Source organism: Chryseobacterium sp. FW101-FHT12H09 (genome assembly GCF_058790395.1).
The window spans coordinates 119,084-136,153 of record NZ_JBYTCP010000003.1; the positions used below are offsets into that span (position 1 = coordinate 119,084).

Annotated in this window: 18 protein-coding genes; 12 read left to right on the forward strand and 6 right to left on the reverse strand. The window is 33.3% G+C overall.

What is annotated here, in order from left to right; genetic code table 11:
- Positions 1-9: 9 nt before the first annotated feature.
- The 6 genes from AC3WRL_RS11255 to AC3WRL_RS11280 all read left to right on the forward strand — a co-directional run bounded on the left by AC3WRL_RS11255 (position 10) and on the right by AC3WRL_RS11280 (position 3,661).
- On the forward strand, positions 10-864 hold the full coding sequence (locus tag AC3WRL_RS11255) for a TIR domain-containing protein (RefSeq protein ID WP_492330323.1): 855 nt from the start codon (positions 10-12) through the stop codon (positions 862-864).
- A gap of 152 nt (positions 865-1,016) precedes the next feature.
- Entirely contained in the window at positions 1,017-1,334 is a 318-nt protein-coding gene (locus AC3WRL_RS11260) for an ArsR/SmtB family transcription factor (RefSeq protein ID WP_214824629.1), read from the forward strand.
- A gap of 133 nt (positions 1,335-1,467) precedes the next feature.
- On the forward strand, positions 1,468-1,929 hold the full coding sequence (locus AC3WRL_RS11265; RefSeq protein WP_214824626.1) for an SRPBCC family protein: 462 nt from the start codon (positions 1,468-1,470) through the stop codon (positions 1,927-1,929).
- 119 nt (positions 1,930-2,048) lie between these two features.
- Positions 2,049-2,627 carry a YdeI/OmpD-associated family protein gene (locus AC3WRL_RS11270; protein ID WP_492330324.1) on the forward strand — a complete coding sequence of 193 codons (579 nt, stop codon included), beginning with the start codon at positions 2,049-2,051 and terminating at the stop codon, positions 2,625-2,627.
- A gap of 18 nt (positions 2,628-2,645) precedes the next feature.
- Positions 2,646-3,062 carry a DoxX family protein gene (locus AC3WRL_RS11275; RefSeq protein WP_261512350.1) on the forward strand — a complete coding sequence of 139 codons (417 nt, stop codon included), beginning with the start codon at positions 2,646-2,648 and terminating at the stop codon, positions 3,060-3,062.
- Between the two features lie 38 nt (positions 3,063-3,100).
- Positions 3,101-3,661, forward strand: coding sequence for a DUF4256 domain-containing protein (locus AC3WRL_RS11280; protein ID WP_214824611.1), 561 nt, complete (start codon positions 3,101-3,103; stop codon positions 3,659-3,661).
- 232 nt (positions 3,662-3,893) lie between these two features.
- Here AC3WRL_RS11280 and AC3WRL_RS11285 read toward each other — a convergent pair whose 3' ends face one another.
- On the reverse strand, positions 3,894-4,865 hold the full coding sequence (locus AC3WRL_RS11285; protein ID WP_492330325.1) for a hypothetical protein: 972 nt from the start codon (positions 4,863-4,865) through the stop codon (positions 3,894-3,896).
- 239 nt (positions 4,866-5,104) lie between these two features.
- On the opposite strand from AC3WRL_RS11285, the gene AC3WRL_RS11290 reads away from it, so the two are divergent.
- Together AC3WRL_RS11290 and AC3WRL_RS11295 are read left to right on the forward strand one after the other, a co-directional pair.
- Positions 5,105-5,605, forward strand: a complete 501-nt coding sequence (locus AC3WRL_RS11290; RefSeq protein WP_261512352.1) for a hypothetical protein — start codon at positions 5,105-5,107, stop codon at positions 5,603-5,605.
- Positions 5,606-5,703: 98 nt separating this feature from the next.
- Entirely contained in the window at positions 5,704-6,033 is a 330-nt protein-coding gene (locus AC3WRL_RS11295) for a hypothetical protein (protein ID WP_214824607.1), read from the forward strand.
- Positions 6,034-6,094: 61 nt separating this feature from the next.
- Here AC3WRL_RS11295 and AC3WRL_RS11300 read toward each other — a convergent pair whose 3' ends face one another.
- Positions 6,095-7,123 carry a threonine aldolase family protein gene (locus AC3WRL_RS11300; RefSeq protein ID WP_261512353.1) on the reverse strand — a complete coding sequence of 343 codons (1,029 nt, stop codon included), beginning with the start codon at positions 7,121-7,123 and terminating at the stop codon, positions 6,095-6,097.
- 85 nt (positions 7,124-7,208) lie between these two features.
- On the opposite strand from AC3WRL_RS11300, the gene AC3WRL_RS11305 reads away from it, so the two are divergent.
- On the forward strand, positions 7,209-7,862 hold the full coding sequence (locus tag AC3WRL_RS11305) for a metal-dependent transcriptional regulator (RefSeq protein WP_214824602.1): 654 nt from the start codon (positions 7,209-7,211) through the stop codon (positions 7,860-7,862).
- Between the two features lie 56 nt (positions 7,863-7,918).
- Here AC3WRL_RS11305 and AC3WRL_RS11310 read toward each other — a convergent pair whose 3' ends face one another.
- Entirely contained in the window at positions 7,919-10,348 is a 2,430-nt protein-coding gene (locus tag AC3WRL_RS11310) for a TonB-dependent receptor (RefSeq protein ID WP_261512355.1), read from the reverse strand.
- A gap of 307 nt (positions 10,349-10,655) precedes the next feature.
- Between AC3WRL_RS11310 and AC3WRL_RS11315 the strand changes: the two genes are divergently transcribed.
- The gene (locus AC3WRL_RS11315; RefSeq protein WP_214824597.1) at positions 10,656-11,384 is read left to right on the forward strand and encodes a subclass B1 metallo-beta-lactamase IND-17; all 729 of its coding nucleotides are present in this window, start codon (positions 10,656-10,658) and stop codon (positions 11,382-11,384) included.
- A gap of 107 nt (positions 11,385-11,491) precedes the next feature.
- On the opposite strand, the gene AC3WRL_RS11320 is transcribed toward AC3WRL_RS11315, so the two are convergent.
- Genes AC3WRL_RS11320 through AC3WRL_RS11330 form a run of 3 tightly spaced genes read right to left on the reverse strand, consistent with a single transcriptional unit; the run spans position 11,492 to position 14,555 of the window.
- Positions 11,492-12,631 carry a hypothetical protein gene (locus tag AC3WRL_RS11320; RefSeq protein ID WP_214824595.1) on the reverse strand — a complete coding sequence of 380 codons (1,140 nt, stop codon included), beginning with the start codon at positions 12,629-12,631 and terminating at the stop codon, positions 11,492-11,494.
- A gap of 25 nt (positions 12,632-12,656) precedes the next feature.
- Complete coding sequence (locus AC3WRL_RS11325) at positions 12,657-13,559, reverse strand: TssN family type VI secretion system protein (RefSeq protein ID WP_214824592.1); 903 nt, start codon at positions 13,557-13,559, stop codon at positions 12,657-12,659.
- Between the two features lie 54 nt (positions 13,560-13,613).
- The gene (locus AC3WRL_RS11330; protein ID WP_214824590.1) at positions 13,614-14,555 is read right to left on the reverse strand and encodes a type VI secretion system baseplate subunit TssG; all 942 of its coding nucleotides are present in this window, start codon (positions 14,553-14,555) and stop codon (positions 13,614-13,616) included.
- A 417-nt stretch (positions 14,556-14,972) separates the two neighbouring features.
- Here AC3WRL_RS11330 and AC3WRL_RS11335 point away from each other — a divergent pair, with 417 nt between their 5' ends.
- Together AC3WRL_RS11335 and AC3WRL_RS11340 are read left to right on the forward strand one after the other, a co-directional pair.
- Positions 14,973-15,764, forward strand: coding sequence for a S1/P1 nuclease (locus AC3WRL_RS11335; RefSeq protein ID WP_492330326.1), 792 nt, complete (start codon positions 14,973-14,975; stop codon positions 15,762-15,764).
- Between the two features lie 210 nt (positions 15,765-15,974).
- Complete coding sequence (locus AC3WRL_RS11340) at positions 15,975-16,841, forward strand: sigma-70 family RNA polymerase sigma factor (protein ID WP_055859010.1); 867 nt, start codon at positions 15,975-15,977, stop codon at positions 16,839-16,841.
- Positions 16,842-17,070: the final 229 nt, after the last annotated feature.

Genomic DNA, 17,070 nt, shown 5'->3' on the forward strand with positions numbered 1-17,070 from the left:
AATAATAAAATGAGTGTTCAAAGTATTACAAGTTCAATTTCTAGTTTAGACCGAGAAATTAGTAGTTTAGAAAATCAGTTGCAAACTATCAATAATAATCTAGGCCGTAAAGAAAAAGAAGCTACTTCGATTTTAGAAAGAATAAGTAAGGAGAAAGATTTGAAAAAAATAATTACTTATAACAAAGACCTTCTAAGAAAGAATGACGAAATTAATAGAATAAACAAAGACAAATCTTCAAAATCAAAGAGCCTTTCAGAAAAGCAAACAAAAAGATTAAAACAGGTTCAGGACTTAAATAAGGAAGAACAAAAAGTTAGAGATAAAACAAAAAAAGAGCAAAAGGAAATTCTTACAATGCAACAAAGCATTACTAGAGAAATGGAAAGACAAAAAAATCTATCCCTAAACTCTTTACCCAAAAAGAATTTTGAATTACATGTTAATGCACAAAAGAGCTACGATGTTTTTATTTCTCATGCTTCGGAAGATAAAGCAGGCTTTGTGAGACCATTTGTAGAAGCATTAAGAGCTAAAGATGTAATTGTATGGTATGATGATTTTGAACTTCAAGTAGGTGATAGTTTGAGACGTTCAATAGATAATGGGCTCAAAAATTCTAAGTATGGAATTGTAGTGTTATCTGATGCTTTCTTTAATAAAGAATGGCCCCAAAGAGAATTAGATGGGTTGTTTGCAAGAGAAGTAAATGGAGAAAAAGTTATACTACCAATTTGGCACAAAATTTCTAAAAATGAGGTAATGAGTTATAGCCCAACCATTGGAGATATGGTTGCAATAAATACTACAGATTTCATGATTGAAGAGATTGCAGAAAAAATAGCAACAAGAATCAAAAGATAGTTTAATAGTTATTCACAAAATTGATGTGTAGCTCTTGCTACACATCAATTTTCTTATGTAAAACCTAATTCGTTACAAATTAAAATATTTTCAACAAAAATATTTGCGTAGTTAAATAACTTCATATATATTTGTAGTCAAATAACTACACGATGAACTTAAGAAGAGATGTATTTCAGGCAATAGCAGATCCTACCCGAAGAGCGATTTTGATGCTGGTAGCAACTCAATCTATGACTGCCGGAAGTATTGCCTCAAAGTTTGATACAGCCAGACCTACGGTTTCCAAGCACCTTCAGATTCTTACGGAATGTGAATTACTGACGCAGGAACAAAATGGCCGCGAAATGATCTATCACCTAAATCCAAATAAAATGAAAGAAATCGCCGATTTTATAGAACCTTTCCGCAAAATGTGGGATGACCGATTTAATAAACTGGAGGATATAATGAAAAAGTATCAAGGGTAAAAGGTTATAGGTGGGAGTTAAATTCTAAATTTTGAATTTTAGATTTTGAAATACCAAAACCCAGAACCCGTAACTCACACTCTCAAACTTGAATCCGAAACACCGTAGCTCGTAACACCAAAACTAAAAAAATATGGAACTCAAAACAAAAATTCACGCTGAAGACAACAAACAGGAAATACAGATAACCAGAGAATTTGATCTTCCTGTAGAGTTGCTCTTTAAAGCATATACAGAACCGGAAATTGTAGAACAATGGATGGGAACAAAAGTCTTAAAACTTGAAAATAAACAACATGGTGGTTATCAGTTTGAAACTTCTGATCCCAATGGAAACGTAGTATTTCGTGCACATGGAACTATTCACGACATCATTCCCAATCAGCAAATCACACGGACTTTTGAAATGAATGATGCTCCTTTCCCACCCCAGTTTGAATTTCTTAATTTTGAAAAACTAACTGATAACACCAGCAAACTCACCATCAACGTAATCTATAAATCAGTCGATTACAGAGACCAAATGCTGAAATTACCATTTGCACAAGGACTTAATATGGCACATAATAGATTGCAGGAGGTTTTTAAAAATTAAAAGATGGAAAGACAGAAGCTGAATTTTAAATTTTAAAATTAGGCATAAATGACAATCAAGGGATGAAATTTAAAATACACAGCAACGCCCGAACCTCGTAACTCATAACTCAAAACACCATGAATCCAAAAGTTGACTTCTTCTTTGAAACAGCCAAACAATGGCAGAAAGAATTTGAAAAATTAAGAACAATTGCTTTAGACACAGGACTTGAAGAGGAATTAAAATGGGGATGTCCCTGTTATACCTACCATGGGAAAAATATATTTCTGATCCATGGCTTTAAAGAATACTGCGCCCTACTCTTTTTTAAAGGTGCTTTATTGAACGACACTCATAACATTCTGATCCTTCAATCTGAAAACGTGCAAGCTGCAAGACAGATTCGATTTACCAATTTTAAGGAAATCGCTGATCTGGAAAAGGTACTTAAAACTTATATGTATCAAGCACTTGAAGTAGAAAAAGCAGGCTTAAAAGTCATACTGAAAGAAACAAAGCAATTTGAAATGCCTGAAGAATTTCAGCATACACTGGATCATAATTCAGAATTAAAATCCGCTTTTGAGGCTTTAACTCCCGGAAGGCAAAGGGCCTACCTACTCCATTTTTCTTCACCTAAACAATCCAAAACCCGCGAAGCGAGAATTGAAAAATGCATTCCTCAAATTCTTGCCGGTAAAGGACTTAATGACTAATGTTCAAATCACAATATCATGGAAACACAGACACAAACAACACAAGTACAAACACAAACGCAATCTCAAAAAAGAAACAAAATCATCTACTGGATTTTTACACTATGGCTGGCATTAGGAATGGTATCTACAGCTGCTGTTCAGCTATTAAAAAACAAGGATGAAGTAGAAAACTTCACAAGTTTAGGATTTCCAGTTTATTTAATGACCATTATCGGAGTCTGGAAAATTCTGGGTGTCATTGCCATTCTCATTCCAAAGCGTCCTTTACTAAAAGAATGGGCATACGCTGGATTTTTCTTTGTGATGTCAGGAGCTATTATCTCTCACCTAGCTTCAGATCATAACTTTAGTAAAATATTCGCATCATTATTACTTCTTGTTCTTACTGTAATATCCTGGTATTTTAGGCCAGCAGAAAGAAAAATAATTTAAATACATTCAGTATAAAACTACCACCACAAACTATTCTTATGAAAAAAAATAAAAAAATCTCATCGGAACAAAGTCGGGAACTTTTAAAAGTTTTAAAAATTCGTTTTGAGAAAAATATGAATCGTCATAAAGATCTCGACTGGAACAAAATCCAGACAAAATTAGAAGCCAATTCCGAAAAGCTTTGGTCTTTAAACGAAATGGAAGAAACTGAAGGCGAACCCGATGTTGTAGGTTTTGATAAAAAAACAAACGAATATATTTTCTTCGACTGTTCTCCAGAGAGTCCAAAGCGTAGAAGCTTGTGCTATGATTATCAGGCCTGGGAGTCCAGAAAAGCCAATAAACCGGAAAGTAATGCAATTGACAAAGCTTCAGAAATGGGAATCGAACTGTTAACCGAAGATGAATACCGTCAACTTCAGGAATTAGGAAAGTTCGATCTGAAAACCTCAAGCTGGGTAAAAACACCTTCCGACATTCGTGAATTAGGAGGAGCAATCTTTTGCGACCGCCGTTACAATAAAGTTTTCATGTACCACAACGGAGCAGACTCCTATTATGCTGCGAGAGGTTTTCGTGGATCTTTGAGGGTGTGAAGGATTCTAGATCTCAAATGTGGATTTTGAATTAAGGCATTTGATTGTTAAATATTTCTAATTTTAAAATTCAAAATTTAGAATTTAACATTTTATCTACTACCAAATATTTTTATCGCTCGCAGATTTAGCGGATTCAGCAGATTTATTTTTCAAAGAAAAAGGATCTGCGCCATCTGTAAAATCTGCGAGACAAAAAATTTTAAATAAATATGGTCTATTAAAACCCTCTCTACTCTTTAGTCTTTCCTACTTTCAGCCATGGCGATTCTACACTCCAAAAGATAATATTCACGCCTAAATAATTTTCTGCATACGTTGCAAATTCCTCTTTTGTAAAAGGCTTTTTAGTCTTGGGATTTTTATAGGTAAGTGTTGGTTCCTGTACAGCCATCGCTACTAAAGGAAGTTTTCCCTTATATTTATTAAAGAAAGGATAAGAGTTTTTCATCTGTGCATTTTTATTGGGAACAATATCCGGTCCTCCCAAGCCTATATTATTTTCTTTTGCAAACTCAAACAGCCTTGACATATATTGATGATCATTTTCCCATTCACAAGGGAAAAAATTGACATATTGTAAAACATAAGATTTTGAGAAAGCGCTTCGTGCAAACTTCAGATTATCAAGCTCGGCCTGAAAATAAGAATCACAACTAAATCCTGTTTTATCTTTTTTCATATCGATATCAATGGCAGTCTCTGGTAAATTGATTCCCTGAATTTTTCCATCGAACTTTTTAGCCAACTCTCCTATCAGTTTTTGAAATCTCTTCCGAACCTCTGAATTCCATTGTTGGGTAGCCCATCCATTTCCTATTGGTTTATTTTCACCTGGGTTATCATATTGAGGAACCAGTCCGCCGTTATATTCTTTATCTTTTAAAATATAATCCGGAACATATCTTGCCTGAGGTTCAAAAAATCTATCCTGTAGCTGAATAAATAATTTTCTGTCTAATTTTGTCAAATAATCAAGATCCTTCTCAATTCTTGAAAAATCGTAAACATCTTTTTCAGTTTCTAAGGATTTCCAGTTATAAACAATTTGGACACCACCTATATCTTTTCGGCTGATCATTTTTTCTATTTGCTCTAAATCCCCGGAGGAAGTGTAAATATAATTTTGTGGCGTCTGCGATCTTAATAAATTAATTCCACAGAAAAATAAAACAACAGTTAAGATTTCAAAAATTTTGTACATAGACCTTTTTTAATACCATTTTATAAGCACTTTCTGTGCCTAAATTATTTTCCTCTGTACGAATAAATATTCACAAATATTTTTTTTAAACGATTCTCAGCAATTAGAGAAATTATGATATACACAAGTATTTTCAATACTTTTTTGATGAAATTTTATTTACAATAAATGTATCTTTGATTTAAATACTATTGCTATTTTAGCAAAATTGAAATTTGATTTAATATAATACTAAGGATATGAAAAAATTAATTGTGTTGGGTTCATTGTCAGTTTTTTTAATGAATTGTAATAAAAAAGCAGAAAATGTAACTCCAAAAGTGAATACAGATTCCACTGCAACTACTGAAGCTGTTGTTGATACATTAGGTCCTAAGTCATTTTGTTATTTAGGGGTGATTGGTAAAGACAGTGTTTTTGCTTCTATTGATGATAATTTGGGAACAATTTCCGGTAAATTATCGTACAAAAACAGTGAGAAAGACGGTTCTACAGGAGATATAACAGGCTTCAAATCAGGTGATACTTTAAAACTAACCTATGAATTTCAGTCTGAAGGTTCAAAAAGCAAACGCGATATTTTCTTCATTCAAAAAGATAATGCTTTGATCGAAGGAATTGGTGACCATAAAGAAGAAGGTTCACAAAGTAAATACGCTGATGAAAAGAAGATCACTTATAAAGATGGTCCAAAAATGGAAACAGCAGATTGCTCTATTGTCTCAAAAGGATTAAAATAAAATATTTTTCGTTATTATTCATACAGTAATGAAATATTTCAGCATAGTATTTGCTATACAAGAACTTCATTCATAGGAATCATAACTAAATACAATTTATGCAGAGTTTACTATTCAGTCCGTTTTCAAAAAAAGAATTTATTGAAGATTTAAGGAAAACATTTCCTCAATATAAAATTCAGACAAGTTTTGGAGCATTACAGGTGCGTACCAGTGGTTTTACAATTACAGGAAATGTAAAAATAAATGCCAATCCCGAAACAGGTATGGTAACTACACAAACCAATAACGACATGCCTATTGTTTATTTAATATTCCAATTTCCGATTGCTATTTATATCAGAATGAAAAAAGATAAGATCAAACGTCTTGAAGATGAAGTTGTTGAAGGCATAAAAAAAATACTTCAACCACATCCGCAGGATTAACCTCTTGTATAAAGAAATAAAAAAAACAGCTTTTAAAAGGCTGTTTTTTTATTTATAATTCTTAGTTGTTTTTAATAGTTTCTATAAAATCATCTACCCCTTTATCAGAAGTATTCCAGGAGGTTATTAACCGTATAGCAGAAGATTGATCATCTATTTTTTTCCACACATAAAATTCAAATTTCTCCGCCAGGATCTCAATCAGATCATTATTTAAAACAGGAAATATCTGATTGGTATACGAATCAGAAAGAAAAGAAGCTCCCCTTTCCTGTAAAGCATTTTTTATTTTCATAGCCTGCTGATTAGCATGTTTCGCCAGATCAAAATAAAGATCATTTTTCATCAGTTCTAAAAACTGAATTCCAAGAAGTCTTCCTTTAGCCAACATGGCTCCTTTTTGTTTAATGCTAAAACCAAAATTCTCATTAAGAACAGGGTTATTGATCACAATCGCCTCTCCTATTAATGCTCCATTTTTAGTTCCACCTAAATAGAAAATATCAGTTAATTCTGCTATTTTTTCTAAAGTCAGATCACTAGTCTCAGCTGTTAAACCATGACCTAATCTTGCCCCATCCATGAACAGATATAAGTTATTCTGCTTACAAAAACTGGAAAGATCTTCCAGTTCCTTCCTATTATAGGTTGTTCCTAATTCAGTAGAATTTGAAATATAAACCAGCTTAGGCATCACCTGATGCGGAACATTGCTATGTCCTTCCAATACAGGAATAATATCTGATGGTCTTAATTTACCATCTTCAGTATCAATACTTAAGATCTTATGCCCCGTTGCCTCAATAGCACCAGCTTCATTATTTAATATATGTCCGGTAGCAGCAGAAATAGCCGCTTGATAAGGTCTTAAAATCGAAGAAATAACAATCAGGTTTGCTTGTGTTCCTCCAGAAACAAAATAAATTTCAGAATCTTTACGGCCTATCTTTTCTCTGATCAATTCTTTAGCTTCTAAACAATATCTATCCTCTCCATAGCCAGCTTCCTGTTCAAGGTTAGATTGTAAAAGTGCTTGTAATATATTAGGGTGACACCCCTCTGAGTAATCGTTTTTAAAAGAAAATTTCATAAGACAAAATTAAAAAAACTTAAAGGAACAAGCATAAAATTTTCACAAAATTTTGTTAGATTTGTAGTTAAAATCATCTAACATTTTGAAAACAACATTAACAGAAGAAAATTATCTGAAAGCTTTGTTTCATTTGGTTGATAATGAAGGTAAAGTAACAATTAACGAACTCAGCAAATTTCTAAATGTAAAAATGCCAAGCGTTAATAATATGATGAAGAAATTTGCAGAAAAGAGCTGGGTAATTTATGAGACCTACAAACCCCTTCGTGTCACTGATAAAGGAAAACGGGAGGCTGCTTTGGTGGTTCGCAAGCACAGGCTTACAGAAATGTTCCTGGTAAAAAAGATGAACTTCGGCTGGGAAAATGTTCATGAAATTGCAGAACAGCTGGAGCATGTACATTCTCAGGTCTTTTTTGATAAAATGGATGAAATTTTAGATTATCCAAAATTCGATCCTCATGGAGAACCTATTCCTGATAAAGATGGCAATATCATCGCTCAGGATTTGCAGAAATTAAGCAATTGTGAAGTTGGTGAAACTGTAATTTTTGCTTCTGTCACCTTATCTGATGATGCTTTTTTAAGTTATCTTACAGAAAGAAAGTTACTGCTGAATACCAGAATTAAGATCATAAAAATCGAAAACTTTGACAAATCTGTCACTATAGAAATTGAAGGAAAGAGAGAGGTCCTTAGTAAAAAAGCAACCGAGAAAATATTAGTCAAAAAATAAAATAAAAAAGGTGGTTTTGAGAGCTTCAGCCACCTTTTTTGTTCTTAAGTTCCAACTTAAAAAGGAACAATAAGTTTCAACGACACATTTCTTCCCATATTATAAATATTTCCCAAATACTTTAGTCTGCTAAGATGTGATTGATAAGCACGATCGAACACATTATTCACCTGAAGCAATAGGACTGCAGAATGGTTTTCAGAATAGTTCATGTTAACAGAGATCCCTATATTAAATAAAGTATAATCTTTTGTTGCCGTTTCTGTATCATTCAAACCCAAATATCTGTTTTGTGCTGCTGAAAATTCCACGTCCGCTGTAGGAGTCATGGATGAAAAGACTTTTGATCGGGTAGCTATTTTCTGTGATATGCTACTGGATAGTTTTAGCGGAGAAATCAAAGGAAGATGCTCTCCGTTATTTCCTTTACTTTTAAACATCTTATCACGGTTAAATCCATAAATAAGAGACAGGCTGGTTTCAAAGTTAAATCCTTTCCATTTTTCCGGATGTAGTGATAGCCATGCTTCCATACCATAAAGTTGAGCAGAGGCCTGCTGATACTGATAGGTCTTATTTCCCTGAGCGTCGACAAGAGGATTTCCTTGTCCATCTACTAGTAATGAAAGATAGATATAATTCTGAATATGATTATTAAACCAGCTTACATCTGCTGAGAAATCTTTGAAACGTGTACTTACCCCCAGATCTTCCTGCAATGAGAATTCAGGATTGAAATCCCTGTTTCCTTTATAGATAATATGAGCTCCCGGATCCAGTCCATTGGAACCAATCTCCGTAATATTTGGTGCCCTGTAGCTTCTTCCAATATTAGCTTTAAGACTGATCTGTTTTGTTAATTGAAAAGCAGATCCTATGCTAGCTGATACCCCGCCAAAAGTTTTGCTGTATGATGGAAATCTCAATTCAGCATGAGAAGATACCTGAGTAGCCTGTTCTTCAAACTGGGTTACCGGATTGGTCTGTACATAGAAATTATTCCACCTGACATTTCGGATGTCATAACGGGCACCACCACTGATGTTCAATCTCTTATATTTCCATTTGGCATAAGCGTAGACACCACCTTCACTTAAGTCATAATCAGGAATAGGAAAATCCGTGGCAGATTTGTTTTTATTATTTTGCATCATTCCGTTAACACCTGCAGAAATTTCAAAAGAAGAAAACTTGGGAAAATTATAGCGGACTCCATAATTTAAAGTATTAAGCTGAACATACATTCCCGGCTGGGAAGGTAAAGTCGGGTGATTATATTCCCTACGGATATTTTTCTGCAAAGCAAGCTGAACATCCAGGTCTCCTTTTCCAATTTGTTGAGTATGCTGCGCATAAAGTCGGTAATGCTGAATTCTCTGATGTAAAGGTGAAAGAGCATATGAATTGAGTTCTCTCTCTGAAACAATGGGTCTTTTTTCTACATCATCATCTTCACCCTCTCCCACCTGATATGTAAATTTTCCGGTCTTAGCGTCACGACTACCATCTGGTATCCCCTGAAGATTATCATATAGTGTAAAATTAAGTTTCGAAAAGCTGGTTCTTGTTTTACGTCCTAATAGAAAGGAAAAGTTCTTTTCCTCAAAATTGGTATTATATACTCTCCCATCCATAGAATTTCTATAGTTTTTTGCCATTCTATAAGAAGCATTTAATGAGGCTATGAAAGAATTCTTCTTATAATCAAATTGCATCCCATTTCCTATAAGACTATTATTACCCTGATACTCGCTGGTTATTTTTCCATGAATAATACCATCATCCTGAGTAGGAATATGAGGAAATAGGCTAACGACACCAGCCAGTGCATCAGAACCAAACATCAAACTGGCAGGTCCTTTTATCACTTCTGCACGCTCAACTATATAAGGAGCTACTTCTATACCGTGCTCATCTCCCCATTGCTGACCTTCTTGCCGTATTCCATCATAGAGTGTTAATACACGGTTATATCCCAGTCCTCTGATAAAAGGTTTGGAAATATTAGGTCCTGTCTCTACCACACTCAGACCCGGAGCTGATTTTACCAAAGAGCTGATAATATTAGTAGCTATCGTCTTTTCAATCTGTTTGGAAGAAATACTTATAATAGCAACTGGATTCTCTTTAATTAAAGTTTCTTTTGAAACTCCTGTTATCACTACTTCATCAATTTTATTACTGTCGCGGATCAATAAAATATTTGGAATCACGGTATGCTTTTTCTCTATGGAAACTTCCTGCTCCATATTTTCATATCCTTTAGCTTTAATTAAAAGTTTATAATTTCCCGGAACTATATTTTTAATCGTATAATTTCCGTTTTTATCGGTGGTTGTTTTTGTCTGTGTATCTTTTAATATTACTTCAGTATCTGAAGATCCTCCGTTTTCAAAAAATACTCTTCCCGTTGCTTCTCCATCCTGTGCTTTTACTGTGGAAATAATAAAAACACCTAATACTGACAGAATAAATCTAAAGTTCATATACATCATATTTAACCGTAATTAGTTTAAAACTTAGTTTCAACTTTAAAAGAAACCCTATTTTAATAAAAAGCAAAAGTATTAAAAAAAAACAAACTAATGCAACTTTGTTGCATTAGTTTAAAAACTTTACAAAAGCAAATTGATTAAAATATAGAACCATAAATACGCTCAACCGTTAAAAAACGGTTAAATTCTATTCCATAAATGCTCAATATTTTAATTTTAATTAGGTTTGCAAAACTTTCTGCTTCGATTCCGTCTTTTCCTAAAAGCAGTAAAATTTTAATTATCATTCAAAAAAATTATGAGAAAAAGTATTCGATTTTTAATTATTTCCGTTTTATTTTTAAGTCAGTTTGTTAATGCTCAGGTAAGAGATTTTGTGATCGAACCTCCCATTAAACCCAATCTGTATATTTACAAAACTTTTGGTGTATTTGGAGGCAGAGAATATTCTACCAATGCGATGTATCTAGTTACCAAAAAAGGAGTCGTTCTCTTTGATGTGCCTTGGCAGAAAACGCAATATCAAAGCCTGATGGATACTATAAAAAAACGCCATAACCTACCGATTATTGCTGTATTTGCAACACATTCGCATGATGATAGAGCGGGAGATTTAAGTTTTTACAATAATAAAGGAATTAAAACTTACGCAACTGTAAAAACCAATGAGCTATTGAAGAAAGAAGGAAAAGCTACATCAAGTGAGATCACAAAAACAGGAAAGCCTTATCGTATAGGAGGAGAAGAGTTTGTTGTAGATTTTCTTGGAGAAGGGCACACTGCAGATAATGTCGTGGTATGGTTTCCAAAATACAATATATTGGATGGTGGATGTCTTGTAAAAAGCAGAAATGCAACAGACTTGGGCTATACTGGTGAAGCCAATGTAAAGCAGTGGCCTTTGACAATGGCTAAACTAAAATCTAAATACCCTGGAGCAACGATGGTTGTTCCCGGACATGACGAATGGAAAGGTGGAGGTCATGTAGAACATACACTGGAACTTCTAAATGAAAATAAAAAATAGAATTTAAAATAAAAAAGACTTGACAAATTGTTAGGTCTTTTTTGTTCTGTTTCTTAAAACAAAAAAATCCCGATAAACGGGATTTAATATATTTAAATGGTATTGGATTAATCTAAAACACTCCAACCTCTTTTCGGATTGGCATTATTAGATACTTCCTGTTCATTAACAATAATATTTTCTTTTCTCTGTCCGATATAATCCAGTTCACTTAGTTTAGAGAAAATCGTTTCCAAACTTCTTAGCATCTGCTGAATGTACAGTAAAGGCTCTCCACAATTATGGTGATCATAATTGGTTTCAGCAACAATTGAAAGTTGATTAAGCAAGGTATGAGGAGCTATTTCACTCCATTCTAAACTATAGTTTAGCATCTCTTCCAATTCTGCAGGAACTAAAACTTGGGTAGTATTATATAAACGAAGTGCCAGTTTAGCAAAAGATTCGATTAAAAATATAGGTGGCTGCGAAGGAATGACATTTCTAAATTGAAAATACATATCGCCAAATGTATTGATCAGGGTACTACACAAAAATTTAACGTTTTGTGCTAAAGCTGTATTCTGATTTTTATGAGATGCCTTCTGAACGATCTTAAAAGCATACTGTTGTAAATTTCCAATAGATTTTGCAAAGCTTCCGTAATAATCAACCAAAACAGGGTGACTCTGAATAGAAGTACATGGCGGAATAAAATTAGAATTAACCTGTGCGATATTTCCTTTTAAATCTACTTTCCCAACGATCAGATAATTTCCTCCCGAATAGCTGCTGTTTAAAGAAGTAACAGGAAGTAATTCAATATGATAATTGGGCTGTGCATTAGGATGACGCGGAGGTATTTCCTCAGGATCAATATCCCCAAAAGGTACTTTATCAAAAGGATTAACTGAAATTAAAATATAATATTCACCATCGGCCTGCTCTTCATTCATCGATTTTGCCAATGATTTTACACTCACTCTCCTATCACTCATCTCCATTCTGTAGCCTGCCAATGTAACAGCACTACAACGCTTGATCACCAATTGAACATCATTCGTTGCTGTATTATGAACATCAAATATTGTTTTATCGGTAAACTCATTGGAAATGGGAAGAAGCCCATAATTATATGGAGTAATTCCAAGTGAATTGGAATCTCTAATGGTATCAATTAAAAAATTATCCTGATCATTAAGGTGTCTCTGGGAAACTTTCATCCCATCTACCCAATTGATTGCAAAATGTTTAATAGGCTGTATCATATTAAATACTTTAAATTTTGTGTGGTTATGATTTTCTTGTTATTCCTTCTTCTTCATGCTGAATAACTCTTTTACAAATAACGACTTCATTTTCAGAAATTCCATTTGCCATGATATCCTGGTCAAAATCAATATACTTTCTGAAACTGAAAAACGATTTTTTAGTATAGAAGATCCAATAATAGGATTCTCTTTCTTCGTCTGTAAGATGAATGATCGACTTAGGGTTTTTATGATTGTAGTCATCCACCACTCTATAGAACCAGTCCCCAAAAGTTACCCCTGTTGGGAGTGTTTTAGCTTTAATTCTAAATCTGTTGGCATCTTCCAAATTTTTACTCAGTTCTACATTCAATACCATGAGTCTATCAAAATCCGCGCCTTCAAAATCAGGAAGCCTCTGATCCGGAGAATAACGCCATGTTTTATAAATATCAACCGGAATACTGATAAACTGAACATAACAGTAATGAAATACCATCGGAACAAGAAATATAATTACACTCGTCGCCGACATTACCGGATACCCTGTTCCCACACTCATCCATTTGAACAGAAGTACAAAGAGATACCCTCCAAAAGCAATACACGTCAATGAAAGTATAGATTCAAATAATATACTCATTGGCACAGATTCAATATGTTTTTTAAAATACCTGTCTAACAAATTTACATGGATAATACCAAAAATCAGATAGACGATTTGTGCAATAAGATACCAGTAAGGATTAAATAAATTCCCGGCAAATCCAAAAAAACCAGGTAAGGCTAAACATAAACTGCATAGCAGAACATAAATGATGATGACCTTAATTTTTATAGCAGGTTTATTTCGTCTGATTACACCTAGTATAATCATCATAATAACTGCTATTAAAGGCATTAAAATATATCTTAAAAAGATTCCTTTTACTGAAGAAATTTCCATTGGTCGTTTTTCAAATTTATAATGTATTGGTGCTTGTAAATATAGTAAAATATTTTACAGAAAGGTAGAGTATCCAAGGCGGTTCGCATTTCTTTCATCATCTTCCAGCTTAAACGAATATTCTTGTTTCTCTGTTATAAAATTCTCATGTATATCTACTGTCACAGGAAGGAAATAATCATATAAAGCCTGAAGCACTTTTCTGAAAGGATGTCCAGGAATATACATTTTCATATTTTCATAAGGAATAGGTCCTATATTGACCACCCAATTTCGTTGTCCATCCATGTGTCTGCCACTTGGAATGTAGGTAACCCCTAATCTTGAATTCCCCAATAACATTGAATCATCATTTTCTTCAATATCATCAATGACATTTGGAGTAAAGGTTATTTCTACCGGAACACGCAAAAAAGCAGTTAGACATCTTTCAAACCATCTTTTATCACCACGAATCTGATGAAAAAAAGGTAGGATGTGCATAAAGATGTACGCATTTTTCTGGTCAAGTTGTTTTACAATAGGCCAAAGTTCAGTAATGGTTTCAAGCAATGTATCGGTATCACTGGAAACTTCAAAATCAAACTCTTTTGATAAAGCGCTGATCTCTGTAAAAAATATCTCTAATTCGAAGGGACGAAAAAATTTTCTCGCGTCTTCCTCTACTTTTTTTTGTTTACGGATTTCCTTAACAACACCCTCTACGTTCTTTCTCGTAGTACTTAATGATGGTGGATGAAATAAGCCTTCCGGAAGATAATCATAGATCCCCTCTCTATAAGTCTCTATCGTAAATACTTCTTCATCAAATCCTAAATAATTGCTCGAAATACTCTTGATATCTTTTAAATAAGCCCTGTCATTGATTCCAATGCGGTCAATGAAAATATTGCTTACTGATCTGTGATATTTCAAAAGATTAACTGCTACCGATTCAGCTTTAAAATCGGTCTGCAGTTTATTGTAATGCATATCTACAATATTATTCTCATACATAGTGTTTCCCGTGATTATGACTTGTAAAGATAATATATCTCATGAGATGGAAAAAAAATATTATATAATTTTTACATTTCAAAGATAATATCATTATTAGTAGGAGTAAAAATATAAAATTTTTGTATAATCAAAGGCAGATGTAGATAAAAATTAAGGAATAAAAAACATTGATATACTATACTTGTACACTTTACTACTTAAAAAACATAATAAGATGCTTTATTAAGATACAGCTTAATATAAAATCATCTATAATATCGGAAAACATTCTATCATACTGATCTATTTAAACAAATGTTTCCTTCTTTTATTTAAATTAAATTTTATTAATCTCTTTCTCATAAGAAATTAATCTTTTTTATCTCTACTTATAAAAAGCTGGTTTATCTTTGCAGATTGAAAATGTTATTTACAATGAAAAGTATTTATTCTAAAATTTTAATTTTAGCATTCATCTCCTCTTCTCTTTATTCATTTGCATGGGGATTAACGGGGCACAGAATTATTGCAGAAATCGCAGAAAACCATCTTTCCGGAAAAGCAAGAAGGGAAATCAGAAAAATAATGGGTCAGGAACGTCTTGCTTATTGGGCAAACTGGCCGGATTTTATTAAATCTGATACCACAGGCGTTTGGAAACAGGCCTCAGCATGGCATTATGTAAATATAGCGCCGCAAGCTGATTTTAAAACATTTGAGCAAAATTTAAAAGCTCAGGCAGGTCCAAGTCTTTATTCTCAGGTAAAAACATTATCTGCACAGGTAAAAGATGAAAAAACATCTGAAAAAGACAGAAAAATTGCTTTGGTATTCCTTATTCATATAATGGGAGATCTTGCACAGCCTTTGCATGTCGGAAGAGCTGAAGATTTAGGAGGCAACAAAATTAATGTAACTTATTTTGGAGATAAAACAAACTTACATTCAGTATGGGATGGGAAATTAGTAGATTCTCAAAAATACAGCTATACGGAATATTCAAAGTTATTGGATATTAAATCTAAGGATGAAGTAAAGCAGATCCAATACGGAACATTAGAAGATTGGTTATATGATTCTCATAAAATTGCCAATAAAATCTATGCACAAACTCCTGATGGTTCAAATTTATCTTTCGATTATCAGTATAAATTTAATGATACATTAGAAAGACAGCTTCTTTACGGAGGTTTAAGACTAGCAAAACTATTGAATGATTTATTTTAATTGAAAGATTAATGGATCTCAGTTTATGTTAACATCAAATTGAAACCAACATTCATGATCAGCTATCATAAAAATACAGGCAGAACTTCGGTTTTGCCTTTTTTGTTTTCATAAAATTCAGCTTAAGTTTAAAAAAAATTAAAACTAGTGTAACCTTTTAACCTCTTCAAGCGTATAATATATAGTAACTCTAGTTTGAGGATAAAATAAATGAGACAGTTAAAAATTACTAAGCAGGTAACCAACAGGGAAACTGCTTCACTAGACAAGTATTTGCAGGAAATTGGTAAGGTAGAATTGATTACTGCAGACGAAGAAGTAGATTTGGCACAGAAAATTCGTGCAGGTGACAGAGCCGCATTGGAAAAATTAATCAAAGCCAACCTTCGTTTCGTAGTTTCTGTATCTAAACAATATCAAAACCAAGGTCTTTCTTTACCCGATTTGATCAATGAAGGTAACTTAGGACTTATGAAAGCTGCAAAAAGATATGATGAGACCAGAGGTTTCAAATTTATCTCTTACGCAGTTTGGTGGATTCGTCAATCAATTTTACAGGCTTTGGCAGAACAGTCAAGAATTGTAAGATTACCACTAAACAAGATTGGCTCAATTAACAAAATTAATAAAGCATACGCTCACCTTGAGCAGGAAAATGAAAGACCACCTTCTCCGGAAGAATTGGCTGAAGTTCTTGACATGAGTGAAGAAGACATTAAAGAATCTATGAAAAACTCCGGTAGACACTTGTCTATGGATGCACCTTTAGTAGAAGGTGAAGATTCTAATCTTTATGATGTATTACGTTCTGGAGAATCTCCAAGTCCTGATAAAGATCTAATGCTTGAATCTCTTCAAATTGAGATCGAAAGAGCATTGAATACTTTAACTCCAAGAGAAGCGGATCTTGTAAGATTGTACTTCGGATTAAATGGAAAACATCCAATGACTTTAGAAGAAATTGGTGAAACTTTTGACCTAACGAGAGAAAGAGTTCGTCAGATCAAAGAAAAAGCGATCAAAAGACTAAAACATAATACAAGAAGTAAGATTTTGAAATCTTACCTAGGTAAATAATTTAGCCTAAATAATTAATTAGCGGAGTTTGATTTTTCAGACTCCGTTTTTTTTATCTTTATATTACATCTTCAACTAGTTAAAATAATCATAAAATTTGTCATTCAGAATGAAGCGTAAGGGGAATGAAGAATCTCAAAAAAAGATAAATTATTAATGGATTTCTCCCATAGTCGAAATGACGGTCCTAATGGCAGTGAAATTATAAGTTATTGAATCCAATGAATAT

Excerpts from the sequence above, each read along its gene's own strand:
- AC3WRL_RS11275 (WP_261512350.1), top strand. The coding sequence starts at position 2,646 with ATGGAAACACAGACACAAACAACACAAGTACAAACACAAACGCAATCT.
- AC3WRL_RS11335 (WP_492330326.1), top strand. The coding sequence starts at position 14,973 with ATGAAAAGTATTTATTCTAAAATTTTAATTTTAGCATTCATCTCCTCT.
- AC3WRL_RS11290 (WP_261512352.1), top strand. The coding sequence starts at position 5,105 with ATGAAAAAATTAATTGTGTTGGGTTCATTGTCAGTTTTTTTAATGAAT.
- AC3WRL_RS11255 (WP_492330323.1), top strand. The coding sequence starts at position 10 with ATGAGTGTTCAAAGTATTACAAGTTCAATTTCTAGTTTAGACCGAGAA.
- AC3WRL_RS11295 (WP_214824607.1), top strand. The coding sequence starts at position 5,704 with ATGCAGAGTTTACTATTCAGTCCGTTTTCAAAAAAAGAATTTATTGAA.
- AC3WRL_RS11300 (WP_261512353.1), bottom strand. The coding sequence starts at position 7,123 with ATGAAATTTTCTTTTAAAAACGATTACTCAGAGGGGTGTCACCCTAAT.
- AC3WRL_RS11270 (WP_492330324.1), top strand. The coding sequence starts at position 2,049 with ATGAATCCAAAAGTTGACTTCTTCTTTGAAACAGCCAAACAATGGCAG.
- AC3WRL_RS11325 (WP_214824592.1), bottom strand. The coding sequence starts at position 13,559 with ATGGAAATTTCTTCAGTAAAAGGAATCTTTTTAAGATATATTTTAATG.
- AC3WRL_RS11320 (WP_214824595.1), bottom strand. The coding sequence starts at position 12,631 with ATGATACAGCCTATTAAACATTTTGCAATCAATTGGGTAGATGGGATG.
- AC3WRL_RS11330 (WP_214824590.1), bottom strand. The coding sequence starts at position 14,555 with ATGTATGAGAATAATATTGTAGATATGCATTACAATAAACTGCAGACC.
- AC3WRL_RS11310 (WP_261512355.1), bottom strand. The coding sequence starts at position 10,348 with ATGAACTTTAGATTTATTCTGTCAGTATTAGGTGTTTTTATTATTTCC.
- AC3WRL_RS11285 (WP_492330325.1), bottom strand. The coding sequence starts at position 4,865 with ATGTACAAAATTTTTGAAATCTTAACTGTTGTTTTATTTTTCTGTGGA.
- AC3WRL_RS11280 (WP_214824611.1), top strand. The coding sequence starts at position 3,101 with ATGAAAAAAAATAAAAAAATCTCATCGGAACAAAGTCGGGAACTTTTA.
- AC3WRL_RS11340 (WP_055859010.1), top strand. The coding sequence starts at position 15,975 with ATGAGACAGTTAAAAATTACTAAGCAGGTAACCAACAGGGAAACTGCT.
- AC3WRL_RS11265 (WP_214824626.1), top strand. The coding sequence starts at position 1,468 with ATGGAACTCAAAACAAAAATTCACGCTGAAGACAACAAACAGGAAATA.
- AC3WRL_RS11260 (WP_214824629.1), top strand. The coding sequence starts at position 1,017 with ATGAACTTAAGAAGAGATGTATTTCAGGCAATAGCAGATCCTACCCGA.
- AC3WRL_RS11315 (WP_214824597.1), top strand. The coding sequence starts at position 10,656 with ATGAGAAAAAGTATTCGATTTTTAATTATTTCCGTTTTATTTTTAAGT.